Here is a 15,571-nt window from a genome sequence, read left to right as displayed (position 1 = left end):
CTCGCGCGGTGCTACGGTCGGGGCTCTTCCCGCGTTTGGGCTAGATCCCCCGCTCACTGCTCCGGACCTCGGTGGTGTGCCACTCGACGACCCCGAGGTTGCAATGCAGATCGAAGCCGAGCACGCAGCGCTCGCAGAGTCCCCCGCTCATCTTGTCGCCGGTGCGGCCGCGCCGCCCGAGCCTGGGACACCGTCGGGTCGCGTGCCGTGGCATCAACGGATCCCCACGGCCGTCATGGTGCTCGCACCTCTTGTCGCACTCTCGCTCGTGGTCGCGGGCTTCCTTGGTGGCGCCAGGTTCGCGTGGCGCAACATCGCTATCGCGGCTGTGCTGTACCTGATCATCGGACACGGTGTCACGATCGGGTTCCATCGTCTCTTCACGCATCGCAGCTTCGAAGCGTCCCGACCGCTGAAGATCGCTTTGGCGATCGCGGGTTCGATGTCGTTCCAGGGATCGCTGATCGGGTGGGTCGCGGAACATCGTCGACACCACATGTTCACCGACCGCGACGGCGATCCGCACTCGCCGGTTCGCCCGGCGTCGCAGAGATTCGGCCGCGCCCGCGGGCTGTTCCAAGCTCACATCGGCTGGTTCTTCAAGCGCGAGGGCACAGTCCGTGAGAAGTACGCGTCGGATCTGCTCGCGGATCGCGACCTTGTCGTCATCGACCATCTCTTCGTCCCGTGCTGCGTTGCCACACTGTTGTTGCCCTTCGCGCTCGGCTACGGAATCGGGGGAAGCTGGGGCGCCGCGTTCGGCGCGCTCCTCTGGGCAGGCGTCTTTCGCATCGCGCTCCTGCATCACGTCACGTGGTCGACGAACTCCCTCTGCCACATGTTCGGGTCGCGTCCGTTCCGGACGAAGGACGCCAGCACGAACCTGGCGCCCCTCGCGTTGCTGTCGATGGGGGAGTCGTGGCACAACGCTCATCACGCGTTCCCGAACCTGGCTCGCCATGGCGTCGACCGGCACCAACTCGACAGCTCGGCGGTGGCGATCCGAGCGTTCGAACGCCTCGGCTGGGCGAAGCACGTCCGGTGGCCCGATGCCGCGCGGCTCGACGCTCGCCGCATTCCGCGCTCGTGAAGTGGAACCCGGGCCCGCGACTGTGTCGGGCACCCTGAGCAATCGCGTGCCGGACGATCGGATGCCCGTACACTCGACATCGTCCATATCGAAGGAGTCGTCGCTATGGGAGACAAGTCTCCGAAGAAACCGAATGCCAAGAAGCCCGGGAAGTCGTTGAAAGAGAAGCGCGCCGCGAAGCACGAGAAGAACCAGTCGGCACGCGGTTTCGGTGCGTCCTGACGTCGCCTAAGTGACCCAGGACGAGGAACGCATCGCGCTGTTCCTGGATTACGAGAACCTGGCGATCGGAGCACGGGAGGCGTTGGGCAGTCAGCCCTTCGACTTCCGACCGATCGCTGATGCTCTCGCGGAGCGTGGGCGCGTCGTCGTTCGCCGGGCCTATGCCGATTGGTCGGCGTTCGACGACGACCGACGCATGCTCACGCGTCATCAGGTCGAGCTCATCGAGATCCCGCAGCGGATGGGCGCGACACGGAAGAACGCGGCCGACATCAAGATGGCCGTCGACGCGGTCGAGCTGTCCTTCGAGCGTGACTACATCACCACGTTCGTGCTCGGCACCGGCGACAGTGATTTCACGCCGCTCGTTCACAAGCTGCGGGAACTCAATCGACGCGTCATCGGCATCGGCATCGAAGCATCAACGTCGGCCTTGCTCCCGCCGGCGTGCGACGAGTTCCTGTTCTACGAACGCCTCGAAGGCGTCGAACCGGCAAGGCCGCGCGCGCGCGCCGCGCGCGCGCCGCGCCGCCCGCCCGCGCGACCGGTCGAGGATGCTGTCGTCGAGAAGGCGACGGTCGTCGGTGCCGAGGATCCCGACCTCGGCGTGCTCGTCACGCAGACGCTCGCCGGTCTCGAGCGCAGCACGAACGGCCCCGTGCTCGCGTCGAGCCTGAAGCGCACGATCCTCCGCAAGGACCCTACGTTCAACGAGGCGAACTATGGCTTCCGTGGGTTCGGCGAGCTCCTCCGCCATGTAGCCGACAACGGCGTCGTGGAGCTGAGCGAGGGGTCCGCGCAGGGGGATCCGGAGGTGCGCTTCCCCTCGCACGCCCGCGATCAGGACGCCGCGTTCGCGCTGTTGCGCGCGACCGTCGAGCGGCTCACGACGAAAGCGGGGCCTCCGCATCTCTCAGGTCTCAAGACCGAGATGCGAAAGCAACAGGTCGACTTCAGCGAGAAGCGTTTTGGATACGGCGGCTTCCTCCAGTTCTGCAAGGCGGCGCGAGCGCGCGGCGTCATCGAGATGGAGTTCGACGAGGCGGCCGACGACTACCTCCTGCGTCTCGCGCCGTGAGCACTCCGTACTCCGGCAGGGTCCACCTCGGCGCGGTCGAAGTGACCGTGACCATCGCCGACGTCGATGCACGCCGCTGGGTGGGCGAGCTCGAAGTCGCCCGGCCTGCGTCGAGCTTCGCGCCGGGCGAACTGACGGCCACGCTGCTCGACCAGCCGCGACCCGGGTGGCAGTGCCAGGCCAACGTCGAAGCGCTGCCGGATGGTTCCGCCCGACTCGTCGGGACCAAGCGGTTCAATCCGCCGCCTCGCAGAAGGTAGCGTGTCGGATGCAGACGATTCACGCGCACTCTCTGTCGGAGTCCGACGCGACGGATCAGGTCGGTGACGCACCGCCGTCCGCTCCCTATACCCCTCCTTTCTACAGCCGCGTCCTGAGTGCCGTCGTCGCGTTCGGCCCTCCGGTGTTGTTGCTGTTCGTCATCTTCCGAGGCACGGGCGGTCCGGTGCGCTGGTGGAACATCGCGCTGGCCGTGGCCTTCGTCGTCGTGATCGGGCATGCGGTGACCGTCGGCTTCCACCGTCTGTTCACACACCGCAGCTTCGTAGCGAAACGACCGTTGAAGATCGCGCTGGCGATCGCGGGATCGATGTCGTTCCAGGGGTCGATGATCGGGTGGGTCGCCGACCATCGCCGGCATCACCGGTATTCCGACCGGGCCGGTGATCCGCACTCGCCGTGGGTGCAGGGCGATCAAGCCGTCGGCGGGTTGCGCGGTCTCTGGCATGCGCACATCGGCTGGTGCTTCACCAACGAGCCGACCTCGCGCACGGAGTTCGCGCCGGACCTGCTCGCCGACCCCGACCTCGTCTTCATCGACAAGCTGTTCGTGCCGTGCTGTGTTGCCACCCTCGCGTTGCCGTTCGCGATCGGGTACGTCCTCTACGGGACGCTCGCCGGTGCGGTCGGGGCACTGCTGTTGGCCGGCATCCTGCGGATCGGTTTCAGCCACAACGTCACGTGGGCGATCAACTCGGTGTGCCACCGCTTCGGCAGGCAACCGTTCCGGTCACACGACCAGAGCCGGAACGTGGCCGGCCTCGCACTCTTCTCGATGGGCGAGTCGTGGCACAACGCGCACCACGCGTTCCCGAGGTCGGCGCGGCACGGAGTCGAGCGTCACCAACTCGACAGCTCCGCCGTGCTGATCCGCCTCTTCGAGCGCCTCGGCTGGGCAACCAATGTGCGGTGGCCAGATCCAGTGCAGGTCGCAGCCCGTCGCGTCGCTCGACCGAGCCCGCTTCCGGTCCGCTGAGCCTCGGGTGCTCACCAGGCGCTCAGCTCCAGTCCATCTGGTCGGACGGGTAGGAGCGCTCGATCATCCCGTAGGTGTCTTCGCCGTCCCACGTGTACTTCACGCCGCCCTGGTGGAGCGGCGGGAAGTCGGCGATGTTGCGGTGGATCACCGACAGGAAGGTCTCGCCCTCGATCTTGGTGGTGCCGATCTCGGACTCGAGGACGCACGGGACCACGCCGCCGTGCGGGACGAACTTCGTCATCCACGGCGCTTCCACGAGCGTGGCGGGAATGAGCTCGCCGTCACCCTCGTACACGTAACACTCGGCGTAGGTGGGAGGGCCACCCTCCCGTGGCGGGTACGCGATGTAACCGAACGCCCGACCACTCGGGAACAACGCCGACTGCCAGCAATGTCCCCAGAAGCCGGTGGTGTCACGCACACCCTGCCGGAAGATCCGGAGCCCGGTGCACGAGAAGGTCTGTTCCGGTTCTGAGCCCACCTTGAACGAACCGCTTCCACGGAACAGCTGCTCGAAGCGCCACCCGCCCATGAACGCGGCCTCGACGGTGTCACTGCTCAACGCCTGCTTGGCGGCTTCGCCCATCGTTCCCTGGATCCATGGCGGGACCGCCATGTCCATCTCGACGTGGAGCTCGACGTCGACCATGTTCGACCGGTTGGCGGTGCCGTTCACCCGCTCCTCGACGGAGGTGTCGAGCACCGTTCCCGCGAAGTCGGCGGTCCAGTGGTGGAACGGCTCGACGCACCGCATCTCGAACGGGCCGGCGCCCATCACCGACGAGTAACCGGCAGGACCCTCCGGCTTCCGCGGGTCGCCGCTACCACCGGAGATGAGGATCCGTCCGTCGGGCCAGCCCGCCTGGAACGAGAAGCCCGGCTTCTCCCACTCCGAGGCGACCGCCTCGAGGCCGAGGCGCGGGAACCCGAAGCCTTGGTCGGGGTCGTCGTTGCTGATCCACAACGACATGCCCTGGCGCATGTCGGGGTTCTCGGGCGCTTCGCCGAATACGTAGTCCTGCTCCGGTTGGAGCCCGCCGGTGAGATCCATGGTCATGACTTGCTCCTACTTCTCGCGGTTTTGGGGTTTCGCGATCGGGAATCGTTCGCCGTAGTAGGCGAACCGTTCAGCTAACTGCTCCGTGTCGAGGCCGAAGTCTTCCGCGCGGTAGCGGTGCGGACCGGCCTGCTCTCGTTCCTCTTCGTTGTTCTTCCACCACTGCTCCATCGCGTCGACGGTCGCCGCCGTGAACTCCTCACCGAGCCACTCGTACAGACCGCGGATCGTCCCGATGGGGTCGGTCTGGAGCTCGTCGAACGCGATGTCGTAGAACCGCTCCTCGCCGACGCGGTCGCGGAACGCGATGAACCGGCGAAGGCAGATGTCCCATGTGTCGGCACAGTGTTTGCCGATGTACTGCGGGTCGGGGTTGCCGGTCATCATGCGTACCACCGCGGTTTCGACGCTCGCGACCGACGGGATCACCCGCGTGACGTCGCGGTGCGTGGTCACAAAACGCGCCTCCGGATACACGCGGTTCAGCGCTTCGATGCCGAGCAAGTGTGCGGGGGTCTTCAGCCGCCACCGCGACGGCGGCCGGTGCCATTGGAGCAGCTTGATCACGCGACGGTGGTACCGGTACGCCGGGCCGAAGTCGCACTCCGTGAAGAGCCACTGCGCGTACGACGGCGTCTTCGCGATCACGTCGAGGGCCATGCACCGGAACGTCATGCTCATGAGATCGAGGCACTCGGCCGGGCCGTCGGGCGACGACGGCAGCATCGACTTCAGCTCCGACGGCAGGCCGCTCATGCCCGCCATCGCGCGCTGGGCGGCGAGGAACCGCGGGTCGGTATCCTCCGTCGCGAGGTCGGGCGGCGGTGTCGGCTGGCCTGCTTCCCACTGCCGGAGCGAGCGCACGTCGCGGTCCTGCGCGAGCAGGTAGCTCAGCGCGGTGGAACCGGTGCGGGGCAAGCCCAGCCCGAACAACACCGACTCGATCTCCTGGTCGTCGATCTCGGGATGGCGCCGGTACCAGTCCTCGACCTCGAGGCGCCTCGTGAGCAACGACCCGATCGTCCCCGCGAACCCCATCTCGCCTTCGGCGCTGAGGCCGGCGTCGTCGTTCGCAGACTGCACCAGCACGCGCAGCCCTTCGACCATGGCCTCGGCGTCGGGACCCCAGTCGCTCACACCGGCCTGCTCCACCGCTCCCGCAAGCAGTTCGTCAACGTCCACGGCCACCTCCCGGCGCACGTTACCTTGCCCGCATGATCGACGTGGCGGCGCTCCCCAAGGCGGAGCTTCATCTCCACATCGAAGGCACGCTCGAACCGGACCTGATGTTCGAGCTCGCCCGTCGAAACGGCATTCCACTCCCGTATGCCGACGTGGAGGCGGTGAAGCGGGCGTACGTGTTCTCGGACCTCCAGTCGTTCCTCGACATCTACTACCAGTCGTGCGCGGTGCTGGTGAAGGAGGCCGACTTCCACGACCTCACGATTGCGTACCTGCGGCGAGCCCACTCGCAGGGGGTGCGGCACGCAGAGATGTTCTTCGACCCGCAGACCCACACCGCGCGCGGCATCTCGATCGGCACGGTCGTCGAAGGGATCCAACGGGCGCTGGGCGCGGCCGAGCGAGAACTTGGCATCACTTCGCGCCTCATCATGTGCTTCTTGCGCCATCTTCCCGAAGACGAAGCCGTAACGACGCTCGAACATGCCCTCCCGTACCGCGAGTTCATCACCGGCGTCGGGCTGGACTCGTCCGAGATCGGCAATCCACCCGAGAAGTTCACGCACGTGTACGACTGGGCGCGCGCCGAGGGGTTCCGCACTGTGGCTCACGCGGGAGAGGAAGGCCCGCCGGAGTACATGTGGCAGGCGCTCGATGTCCTGAAGGTCGAACGCATCGATCACGGGGTGCGTTGCGTCGAAGATGCCGGCCTCGTCGATCGGCTCGCGGAGGAGCGTGTCCCGCTGACCGTGTGCCCGCTGTCGAACGTGAGGCTGCGCGTGGTCGACACGCTCGCTGACCATCCATTGCGCCGGCTGTTGGAGCGAGGCCTGTGCGTCACCGTGAACTCGGACGACCCTGCGTATTTCGGCGGGTACATCGGCGACAACTTCTCCGCGAGCCAAAGCGCCTTGCATCTCTCGGACGACGATCTCGTGCAGCTCGCACGCAACAGCTTCGAAGCCTCGTTCCTCGACGACGCCGCGAAGGCGAAGCATTTGGCGGACCTGGACCGGGCCGTGTGAAACTCGGCGCCGATGCTGTTTCTCCACGAAGTCCACCAGGTCGTCGGTACGAAGGAAGACGCGTTCGAAGCCGCGGTTCGCGACGGCTGGATGCCGACGCTCGCGAAGGACGACGACGCGCGCTTGCTCTGGTACGCGCACCACGCGGTCGGCAGCGGCGTGTCCTACAACGTGATCACGATCACCGGCGTCCGCGACGGAGCCGCGTGGGAGCGTTTGGCCCGCCGCATCAGAAGCGGCGACCTCCAGAGCTGGATGCGCGAGCTCGACGCGCTGCGCCACGACGTGAACGGGAAGCTGCTCCTCCCGCTCCCGTGGTCACCCATGCAAGACGTGGATCTGGCGAATGTCCCGAGCAACGGCCCCGAGCACGGGCTCACGATGTACATGGAAGACACGATGTGGCCCTTCGCGGGCAAGTACCTCGACTACATCGAGGCTTCGGGGTCGTTCTACGCGAAGACCCTCCACGAGAATCGCGACGCCGCGAACCCGCCGTTCCTCGAGATCGAGGCCGCGTTCCAACCGGCGTTCGGCACCCATCGGCGACGAGAGGTCACGCTCATGCAGCGGATCCTCGATCCCGAGCGGTTGTTGGGACTGCTGACGCGTGACATCCCCGCCGACGTGCGTGGTCCGGGTACGTGGATGCACGAGGCCCTCCGGCTGCGTGACCAATGGGAGAGCAAGTTGTTGCGCACCTCGTCGTGGTCTCCGCTGTTTTGAACATCTCACGCGTGCTCGAAGGCGTTGTGTCAGCGGATCCTGTGCGGATCGCGCTCGTGGTCGGTGACGCCGAGTACACGTACGCGGATCTCGATTCAGCCGTGCCCCGCTGCGCGGCGGTGCTGGCGGAGCGCGGGGTCGGCCCCGGCGATCGCATCGCCGTCGTCGACGTGGGAGGGCTGCTGTCGACGGCCATGATCCTCGGCGCGCCACGCGTCGGCGCGGCCGCTGCGCTCATGAACGTGCAGCTGAAGCCGTCCGAGTTCCACGAGCTCGTCCGCACGGCCGGTTGTGCGGCGATCGGTGTCGCGGGCGACCCCTTCCGCGCCGCGCTCGAGCAAGCGGTCGACGGCGAGGTGCTCGGGCCGGCCGAACTCCTCACTCCCGGCGGCTCCGATCACACCGGTTCCGATCACACCGGCTCCGATCACACCGGCACGGTCGAGGACGACGACCTCGACGCGCTCGTGCTCTTTACGAGCGGCACGACCGGACTCCCCAAGGCGATCCCGATCTCACAGGGCACGCTCTCGCGCCGGTTGCGCACCATGACGTTGCCCTTCGACGCCGACGCACCGCCGGTCATCGGCATGATGTGCGTCCCGATCTTCCACGTCGGTGGATCGCTGGGGCTCCTCGGAGCATTGCAGTCGGGCCGGACCACCGTGATCCAGCCGCGCTTCGACGCCGGCGAGTGGCTCCGGCTCGTAGCCCGGCACCGAGTTTCGTCCGCGTTCCTCGTGCCGACGATGCTCCAGCGCATCCTCGCTCATCCCGATTTCTCCACGACCGACCTCAGCGACCTGCGCGCCATCTACTACGGCGCCGCGGCGGCTCCGGTCGAGCTCGTACAACGGGCCATGGCCGCGCTGCCGGATGTCGCGTTCGCCAACATCTTCGGGCAGACCGAGACGCTCGGCGCCTACACCACGCTCACGCCCGACGATCACTTCGCGCCGGAGCGGATCGGTTCCGTCGGCCGCGCGATGCCGGGCGTCGAGATTCGCATCGTCGACCCGATCACCGAGCAGGACGTGGCAACCGGCGCCGTCGGCGAGCTGTGGGTGCTCTCGGACCAGAACGTGCGGCCCGGCTGGCTCCACACCGGCGACCTCGCTCGGCAGGACGCCGATTGCTATATCTACCCCAGTGGTCGACTCTCGGACACGATCAATCGCGGCGGGGAGAAGTTCGGACCGATCGAGATCGAGACGGTCCTGCGCGAGCATCCCGCGGTCGCGGATGTCGCGGCGGCCGGCATTCCCGACTCGGAGATGGGGGAGCGGGTCGGTGTCGCGATCGTGGCCCGAGCTCCGATGACAGCCGACGACGTGAAGGCCTACTGCCGAGAGCACCTCGCGATCTACAAGCTTCCCGAGCACGTCGTGTTCGTCGACGACCTGCCGTACAGCGACACTGGCAAGGTGGTGCGTCGACAACTCGTCGAGCTCGTCGTTTCACGGCTGCCCCAGGGGTAGCAGGAGGTCGTCATGTTGTTCGTGCACGAGGTCCACAAGGTCGTCGGCAAGAAGGAAGACGAGTTCGAAGCCGCGTTCCGCGAGGGCTGGATGCCGACGCTCGCGAAGGACGACGACGCTCGGTTGCTGTGGTACATGAACCATGCGCACGGCAGTGGCGGGTCGTATCAGGTGGTGACGATCACCGCGGTACGCGACGGGGATGCGTGGGAGCGTCTCGCCCGGCGGCTGCAATCGGGTGATCTCCAAGACTGGGTGCGCGAGGTCGACACCTACCGGCACGACGTGACCGGCAAGACGTTGCTCCCGGTCTACTGGTCACCGATACAAGAGGTCGACTTCGCAGAGGTGGCGAGCGACGGCGCCGAGCACGAGCTGTCGCTGTTCATGGAAGACACCGGCTGGCCGTACTCGGCGATCGACGACTACATCACGATGTGGGACGAGCTCTACTACCAGCCGATCGTCAAACGTGCCGAGAACACCGGCACGGTGACGATCGACGTGCAAGCGTGCTTCCAGGTCGCGCACGGAACGGGCTTGCGCCGCGAGGCCATGCTGTGGCAGAAGATCGCCGACCCGTCCACGGTGTTGCACCTCCTCACGCACGATCTCGCACCCGAGATGCGCGAGCCGGGCACCTATATGCACGAATCGCTGGAGTACCGCGACCAATGGGAGAGCAAGCTGCTGCGCACGAGCAAGTGGTCACCCCTGTTTTGAGTACACGAGGAGGTACGAGATGACGAACGCCGTGATCGACTCCGATGGCCATGTGCAGGAGCAGTTGACGCTGCCTCCCGACCTGATGACAGAGATCATGGGGCGCATCGGCGCCGACTTCGCGGCCATGTCGGCAGCCGGCGGCGACGACCCGTTCCCGATGGAGAGCTCGGGTCCGCCGACGCTCCAGACGATCGCCGGCGGATGGGATCCCCTGGCCCGGTTGGTCGACATGGACGCCGACGGCATCGACATCGCCGTGCTCTACCCCACAACCCCCGGCCTCTCGTTCGTTCCCGACCCGGAGCGGTGGGGCGTGGTGTGCCGTGCCTACAACGACTGGCTCGAGCAGTACTGCGGGGCCGCGCCCACTCGGCTCTTCGGTGTCGGCCTCGTTCCACTCCAGGACCCGCACGCGGCGGTGAAGGAGATGGAGCGGAGCCTGGAGCGGGGCTTCAAGGCGGTGATGATCCGCCCGGCCCCGTACATCGAGAACAAGAAGCTGCACGACCCCGTGTACGACCCGTTCTGGGAGGCCGCCGCGTCGGCGGGTTGCCCTCTTGGCGTGCACCCGTTTTCGTTCCCCGACATGCCGAATGTCGTGCAGCTGCTCGGGCTCGACGACGACACCTTCGGCAACCCGAGCAAGGGGCTCATGCTTCGGCAGGGTCTCGGCAACGCGCTCGACATCATGGTGGCGATGGGGTGGTTCGTGGGTGGCGGGATCTGTGAGCGCTTCCCCAACTTGAAGGTGGCGTTCCTCGAAGGGTCGGGTGGTTGGGTTGCCCCGATGCTCGAGCGGTTCGACCACCACCTCGAAGTGTTCGGGAGCCGGTACCAGACGACCCCGCCGTCGGAGATCTTCAAGCGTCAGTGCTACATCAGCTTCGATCCCGACGAGGAAGCGCTCCCGTTCACGGCCAACTCGAAGCACGTCGGCGCCGACCGCATCATCTGGGCCAGCGACTACCCGCATCCCGACGCGAAGATCCCCGGAGTCGTCGCAGAGCTCAACGAGGCGATCGAGACGCTGACCGCCGATCAGCAGCGCATCATTCGCGGCGACAGCGCCGTCGAGCTCTACAACCTCTGAGTCACTCGGGCGTCGGCGCGCCCGACAGGAAGTTTCCGCCCTGCATGAACTGCTTGGCGTTCTGGTCGAGGCCGTGCGAATGCTCCAAGTTGCCGTATTCGCGCGGCGTGGTGTCGACGTCTTCGGCCTGGGCGCGCAACGCTCCGACGGTGCACTCCTCGCGGGTGCGGTGCTCGAACGGGTCGAACTGGTACCAGCGGCACGCGTTCTCCCACGTGACCTTGTGGACGTCGTCGTCGGACAGCTGAGCCGCCGCCACCATCTTCATCATCACCTCGGGCGACTGTGGCCAGGTGGAATCGGAGTGCGGGTAGTCGCATTCCCAGGTGATCGTGTCGACGCCGATGAAGTCGCGGTTCCGGAGGCCGGTGTCGTCGTCGATGAAGCACGTTTGCACGTGCTCTCGGAACACCTGACTCGGGAGCTTGTCGCCGAAGTCGGCACCCGTCCAACGGTGATGGTGGTCGTAGACGAAGTCGGCCTTCTCGAGGAAGTAGGGCACCCAGCCGATCCCGCCCTCGGCGAGCGCGAGCCTCACTGTGGGGAACTTGCGCAGGATCGGTGACCAGAGGAGCTCGGCCGCGAAGATCGCGGTTTGGAACGGCATCGAGTGCGGGATCACGTCGAACGGCGAGCGGGGCATGAAGTTGGGCATCGCGCCGAAGTGGAACACCATGACGGTCCCGGTGTCCTGGCATGCCTGCCACGCCGGGTCCCACTCGTCGCCGTGGTGGTCGGGCATGCCGAAGCGGTGCGGCTCGGCGTGGAACGACACTGCGTGGCAGCCCTGGTCGGCGAGGCGGCGGATCTCGCCGGCCATCCAGTCGGCCCCGAGGATGAAGCCGGAGAGTCCCAACGGGATGAACCGGCCCGGATACGCGCCGCACCACTCGTGGATGTGCCAGTCGTTGTACGAGCGGATCATCGCGGCGACGTAGTCCTTGTCGTCGCTGGCCGCGAAGAACTGTCCACCGAGGCCCGGCCACGACGGGAAGTTGATCGACGCGAGCACGCCGTTCACGTTCATGTCGCGAATCCGCTCGTGCACGTCGTAGCAACCCGGTCGGACCTGATCGAAGCTCGCGGGGTCCTGACCCCAGTGCTCGGGTGGCCGTCCCTGCACGGCGTTGAGACCGAACGTGGCGATCTCCTTCCCTTCGATCAGCCAGGCGTCGGTGCCGTTCTCCCGACGAATGACGCGAGGGACGCGGTCCTTGTACTTCGCCGGGACATGTTCGGCGAAGAAGCCGCTCAGAGACGGCGGCTCGACCACGTGGTCGTCGACGCTGACGAGGATCAGGTCTTCCACTTGCATGTGACACCTCCAGGTGTCCCGGCGATCCCGTCAGCTTAGAGTTTGGGCCAACGCCACGTCCGGAGCGCAATATGGGCGACTGGGATCAGAGCGTCACATGGCAGGACCTCGAAGCGCGCCTCGAAGCGACGGCGAACCCGCGCCACCGTCAGATGCTCCAGGTCGTGATCGACCACGGGAAGGCCGAGGCGGTCGGTGACGTGGAGGCTCTGATCGCCTCCCTGAGTGCCGATCCCCAGTACCGCTTCTGGAGCCAGGGTCGCGATGTGGGGCCGAAAGGCCGCGACGCGATACGCGCGTTCTACGACGATTTCGTTGCTTCCGGCTCAGGGTTCTTCGAGTCTCGGAAGCTTCGCATCGTGGTCGACGACGACACCATTGTCACCGAGAACGCGATGCGCGCCATCGTCCCCGGAGCTGTCGCGCGAGCGCGCGGGTACGCGATCGACGACCTCGAAGGCCACTACCTCGTGGCCAACCGGACGGTGATCCTGTGGGTCTTCGACGAGTCGTGCGCGCTCGTCGGCGAAGACAGCTACGCGAGCAGCGACATCACCGACATCCAGAGGGTCCCCGACGACGAACTCCCCGACGAGTACCTCGCCATGCTCGATGTGATCAAGGAACCCTCGAGGCGCTCGCGATCGGGGCCCCACTAGCTTGTCCGCGAGTGGGGGACCGCGAAGAGATCACCGCGTTGGTGTACCGCTACGCGGAACTGCTCGATGGCGGCGACATCGGAGGGGTCGTGGACCTGTTCGCGGACGCGGCATGGCGTTCGGGCAGCACCGGCGAGGTCCGGCGGGAACGGGAACAGATCAAGAGTGTGTACGACCGGGTGATCCTCTACGACGGCACACCCAAGACCCGCCATCTCATCACCAACTTGACCATCGACCTCGTCGACGGGGCGAGCGTGGCGACGGGGCGGTGCTCCTACACGGTGTTGCAGGGAATCGACGCGGGGTCACCGATCGAGACCATCCTCACCGGGCGCTACCACGACCAATACCGGCGAGGGCCAAGGGGCTGGCAGTTCGCCGAGCGCGTGTTCATCGTCGATCTGGTCGGCGACCAGTCTCGCCACTTCGCGTGAAGTTCGGGTTCGCGGTTCCGGCGTACGGCGCGGGTGCCAACGGTGCAGCCGTTGCCGAGCTCGTCGCCGCCGGCGAGGAGTTGGGCTTCGATTCAGCATGGCTCCCCGATCACGTGGCCGTTCCCGACTACGCGGCGGCGGTGAATCTGTCGCCGCCGTTCCTCGAGCCGTTGGCGACCTGTGCCTGGGGACTGGGGGCCACCCGTCGACTCCGGTTCGGGACGGATGTCTTGGTCGCCCCGTACCGTCACCCCTTGGTCGTGGCCGCAATGGCGGGGACTCTGGGTCGCCTCGCCGGTGACCGGTTGATCCTCGGCGTCGGGATCGGTTATCTGCGGGGCGAGTTCGAGGTGCTCGGCGCCAGTTATGACGACCGGGCGACGCGCACAGAAGAGTGGTTGCGGACAGTGCGGAGCCCGCCCGCGGGATTCTCCGTCGTGCAGGCCCCGGCGCCCGTCCCGATCTGGGTCGGCGGCAACAGCGCGAAGGCCCGACGCCGCGCGGCCCTGCTGGGTGATGGGTGGCATCCGTTGTGGTTGCCGGCCGAGGACTACGCGGCGGCGCGGCGGCGGATCCTGGAGATCAGAAGAGAGGAGGGCATCGACGGGCAGTTCACGTTCTCCTTCAGCGCGCGATTCACCCAGTTCACCGACGAGCCGGCAAGTGGATGGCCGCCGTCGCCGGAACGAGCGCCCGCCGACTCGGAATTCCACTACGCCCCGCCGCCATGGATCGCCCCCGACGGGCGGCCGCGCCTCGTCGGATCGCCCGACGATCTGATCGGTGACCTCCGCTTGCTCGCCGGAGCCGGCGTCGACCACATCACGTTGCGATTCGGCAGCACTGACACGTCGCCATTGGAGCGCTTCGCACGAGACGTGATGCCCGCTCTCACTCGCGGAGAAGCCACCTCTCGATAGGAGCTAGGCCCGTTCGGCGGCCGCGCGCAGCGCGGCTACATCGATCTTCTTCATGCCGAGTTCCGAAAGCCGACGCACGCGGATCAGCGCACCGCGGACCAGCGGACCGGCATCTCGGCGAAGCCGTCGATGAGGTTCGAGTAGACGCGGGGGAGTGTGGCCGGGTCGGCGGTGACCTCGAGTCCCTCGAAGCGCGTCAGGATCTCCTCGAACATCAACGTGCTCTCGAGCCGGGCCAGGTGTGCACCGAGGCAGAAGTGCGGGCCACCGGCGCCGAACGCGACGTGGTCGTTGGGCTCGCGCGCGATGTCGATGTCGTCCGGATTGTCGAAGGCACGCTCGTCGCGGTTGGCCGACGCGTACACCATGAGCACGTGGTCGCCCTCACGGATCTCCTGTCCGGCGATCTCGGTATCGCGGGTGGCCGTCCGCGTGAACGACATCACCGGGGTGGTGTGCCGCAAGAGCTCCTCGATCGCGACGGGGAGCAGTGACGGGTCGGCGCGGAGGCATTCCAGCTGATCGGGTCGCTGCAACAGTGCAAGCGTGCCGGTGGTGATGAGGTTACGCGTGGTTTCGGAGCCCGCGTTCTGGAGCAGCATGAAGAAGGCCGCCAGTTGCATGTCGGTGAGCTTGTCGCCGTCCACCTCGGCTTCGAGCAGCACGGTCATCAGGTCGTCGCGCGGTTGTGCACGACGCTCGGCGCACATCGCATCCGCGTACGCGAACATCGATGTCGCGGCGTTCATCTGCTCCTCGGGCGGCACCGACGGATCGAACCCGAAGGTGAGCTCGGTCCATTCGAACACTTGCTTCCGGTCTTCCTCGGGAACGCCGACGAGGTCGGCGATCGCGTGCAGAGGCAGCCAGAGCGCGATGTCCTTCACGAGGTCACATTCACCGCGATCGGCAACCGAATCGATGACGGAGTCGACTCTGGCCTTCACGTGACCGGCGAGGTCGTTGATGCGGCGAGGCGTGAAGCCGTTGCTGATGATCTTCCGCAGCTTGGAGTGCTCGGGCGGGTCGAGGCTGATCAGCAGCAGGGACTCACCCTGATCGTCGTCACCGAACTGACCGGTGTCGGGGAGGAAGGGATGCGGCGCGTTCTTGAACGCGGTCCAGTCACGAGAAACCCGCTGCACGTCAGCGTGGCGCGTCGCGACCCAGTAGCCACGTTCCCAGGCTGGATGATCGTGGTGCGAGATCGGTTCGTTGTCGCGCAACTCGCGGAACGCCTCGTACGGAAACCCATGCGCGTAGGTCGCCGGGTCGTGCAGGCCGATGGACAAGGGTGTCGACGGCATC

17 protein-coding genes are annotated in these 15,571 nt (G+C 66.6%); 12 read left to right on the top strand and 5 right to left on the bottom strand.

Annotated elements, in window-relative coordinates:
* Positions 1-40 precede the first annotated feature (40 nt).
* Complete coding sequence (locus WD271_00975) at positions 41-214, bottom strand: hypothetical protein (GenBank protein ID MEX1006400.1); 174 nt, start codon at positions 212-214, stop codon at positions 41-43.
* Between WD271_00975 and WD271_00970 the strand changes: the two genes are divergently transcribed.
* The 4 genes from WD271_00970 (at position 203) to WD271_00955 (ending at position 3,645) form a co-directional block, all read left to right on the top strand.
* A complete protein-coding gene (locus WD271_00970) occupies positions 203-1,090 on the top strand; it encodes a fatty acid desaturase (GenBank protein ID MEX1006399.1) in 888 nt (295 codons plus the stop codon). The two genes, WD271_00975 and WD271_00970, sit on opposite strands and share 12 nt — an antisense overlap.
* A gap of 232 nt (positions 1,091-1,322) precedes the next feature.
* Positions 1,323-2,390, top strand: coding sequence for an NYN domain-containing protein (locus tag WD271_00965; protein ID MEX1006398.1), 1,068 nt, complete (start codon positions 1,323-1,325; stop codon positions 2,388-2,390).
* The gene (locus tag WD271_00960; GenBank protein MEX1006397.1) at positions 2,387-2,650 is read left to right on the top strand and encodes a hypothetical protein; all 264 of its coding nucleotides are present in this window, start codon (positions 2,387-2,389) and stop codon (positions 2,648-2,650) included. The genes WD271_00965 and WD271_00960 overlap by 4 nt, the downstream gene beginning before the upstream one ends.
* 8 nt (positions 2,651-2,658) lie before the next feature.
* Positions 2,659-3,645 (top strand): acyl-CoA desaturase, encoded by a 987-nt coding sequence (locus WD271_00955; protein ID MEX1006396.1) that lies wholly within the window; start codon positions 2,659-2,661, stop codon positions 3,643-3,645.
* A gap of 22 nt (positions 3,646-3,667) precedes the next feature.
* On the opposite strand, the gene WD271_00950 is transcribed toward WD271_00955, so the two are convergent.
* Both WD271_00950 and WD271_00945 read right to left on the bottom strand, forming a co-directional pair.
* Positions 3,668-4,705, bottom strand: a complete 1,038-nt coding sequence (locus tag WD271_00950) for a hypothetical protein (GenBank protein ID MEX1006395.1) — start codon at positions 4,703-4,705, stop codon at positions 3,668-3,670.
* 9 nt (positions 4,706-4,714) lie between these two features.
* A complete protein-coding gene (locus tag WD271_00945) occupies positions 4,715-5,887 on the bottom strand; it encodes a sulfotransferase (GenBank protein MEX1006394.1) in 1,173 nt (390 codons plus the stop codon).
* Between the two features lie 32 nt (positions 5,888-5,919).
* On the opposite strand from WD271_00945, the gene WD271_00940 reads away from it, so the two are divergent.
* The 5 genes from WD271_00940 to WD271_00920 are packed head-to-tail and all read left to right on the top strand — an operon-like array spanning position 5,920 to position 10,932.
* Positions 5,920-6,912, top strand: a complete 993-nt coding sequence (locus WD271_00940; protein ID MEX1006393.1) for an adenosine deaminase — start codon at positions 5,920-5,922, stop codon at positions 6,910-6,912.
* 12 nt (positions 6,913-6,924) lie between these two features.
* Complete coding sequence (locus WD271_00935; protein ID MEX1006392.1) at positions 6,925-7,638, top strand: hypothetical protein; 714 nt, start codon at positions 6,925-6,927, stop codon at positions 7,636-7,638.
* Between the two features lie 11 nt (positions 7,639-7,649).
* Positions 7,650-9,116: a class I adenylate-forming enzyme family protein gene (locus tag WD271_00930; GenBank protein MEX1006391.1), complete on the top strand. Its 1,467-nt coding sequence runs from the start codon at positions 7,650-7,652 to the stop codon at positions 9,114-9,116.
* Positions 9,117-9,128: 12 nt separating this feature from the next.
* A complete protein-coding gene (locus WD271_00925; protein ID MEX1006390.1) occupies positions 9,129-9,839 on the top strand; it encodes a hypothetical protein in 711 nt (236 codons plus the stop codon).
* A 19-nt stretch (positions 9,840-9,858) separates the two neighbouring features.
* Positions 9,859-10,932: an amidohydrolase family protein gene (locus tag WD271_00920; protein MEX1006389.1), complete on the top strand. Its 1,074-nt coding sequence runs from the start codon at positions 9,859-9,861 to the stop codon at positions 10,930-10,932.
* A gap of 1 nt (position 10,933) precedes the next feature.
* Here the strand turns inward: WD271_00920 and WD271_00915 are convergent, their stop codons facing one another.
* Positions 10,934-12,247 (bottom strand): amidohydrolase family protein, encoded by a 1,314-nt coding sequence (locus WD271_00915; protein ID MEX1006388.1) that lies wholly within the window; start codon positions 12,245-12,247, stop codon positions 10,934-10,936.
* Positions 12,248-12,318: 71 nt separating this feature from the next.
* Here WD271_00915 and WD271_00910 point away from each other — a divergent pair, with 71 nt between their 5' ends.
* From WD271_00910 to WD271_00900, 3 genes are read left to right on the top strand one after another with little or no spacing between them, the layout of a single operon-like run.
* On the top strand, positions 12,319-12,906 hold the full coding sequence (locus tag WD271_00910; GenBank protein MEX1006387.1) for a nuclear transport factor 2 family protein: 588 nt from the start codon (positions 12,319-12,321) through the stop codon (positions 12,904-12,906).
* 11 nt (positions 12,907-12,917) lie between these two features.
* A complete protein-coding gene (locus WD271_00905) occupies positions 12,918-13,343 on the top strand; it encodes a nuclear transport factor 2 family protein (protein ID MEX1006386.1) in 426 nt (141 codons plus the stop codon).
* Positions 13,340-14,263, top strand: coding sequence for an LLM class flavin-dependent oxidoreductase (locus WD271_00900; GenBank protein MEX1006385.1), 924 nt, complete (start codon positions 13,340-13,342; stop codon positions 14,261-14,263). Before WD271_00905 ends, WD271_00900 begins: the two co-directional genes overlap by 4 nt.
* Positions 14,264-14,346: 83 nt before the next feature.
* Here the strand turns inward: WD271_00900 and WD271_00895 are convergent, their stop codons facing one another.
* Positions 14,347-15,570, bottom strand: coding sequence for a cytochrome P450 (locus tag WD271_00895; GenBank protein ID MEX1006384.1), 1,224 nt, complete (start codon positions 15,568-15,570; stop codon positions 14,347-14,349).
* Position 15,571 lies beyond the last annotated feature (1 nt).

It is taken from the genome of Acidimicrobiia bacterium, from assembly GCA_040880805.1.
Taxonomy (GTDB): Bacteria; Actinomycetota; Acidimicrobiia; order IMCC26256; family DASPTH01; genus DASPTH01.
This window is presented reverse-complemented; position numbering and strand designations above follow the sequence as displayed.

What these genes read in the sequence shown, in the direction of transcription:
- WD271_00975 (MEX1006400.1), bottom strand. Translation starts at nt 214, where the DNA reads ATGCCACGGCACGCGACCCGACGGTGTCCCAGGCTCGGGCGGCGCGGC.
- WD271_00955 (MEX1006396.1), top strand. Translation starts at nt 2,659, where the DNA reads ATGCAGACGATTCACGCGCACTCTCTGTCGGAGTCCGACGCGACGGAT.
- WD271_00950 (MEX1006395.1), bottom strand. Translation starts at nt 4,705, where the DNA reads ATGACCATGGATCTCACCGGCGGGCTCCAACCGGAGCAGGACTACGTA.
- WD271_00940 (MEX1006393.1), top strand. Translation starts at nt 5,920, where the DNA reads ATGATCGACGTGGCGGCGCTCCCCAAGGCGGAGCTTCATCTCCACATC.
- WD271_00935 (MEX1006392.1), top strand. Translation starts at nt 6,925, where the DNA reads ATGCTGTTTCTCCACGAAGTCCACCAGGTCGTCGGTACGAAGGAAGAC.
- WD271_00925 (MEX1006390.1), top strand. Translation starts at nt 9,129, where the DNA reads ATGTTGTTCGTGCACGAGGTCCACAAGGTCGTCGGCAAGAAGGAAGAC.
- WD271_00920 (MEX1006389.1), top strand. Translation starts at nt 9,859, where the DNA reads ATGACGAACGCCGTGATCGACTCCGATGGCCATGTGCAGGAGCAGTTG.
- WD271_00915 (MEX1006388.1), bottom strand. Translation starts at nt 12,247, where the DNA reads ATGCAAGTGGAAGACCTGATCCTCGTCAGCGTCGACGACCACGTGGTC.
- WD271_00910 (MEX1006387.1), top strand. Translation starts at nt 12,319, where the DNA reads ATGGGCGACTGGGATCAGAGCGTCACATGGCAGGACCTCGAAGCGCGC.
- WD271_00895 (MEX1006384.1), bottom strand. Translation starts at nt 15,570, where the DNA reads ATGCCGTCGACACCCTTGTCCATCGGCCTGCACGACCCGGCGACCTAC.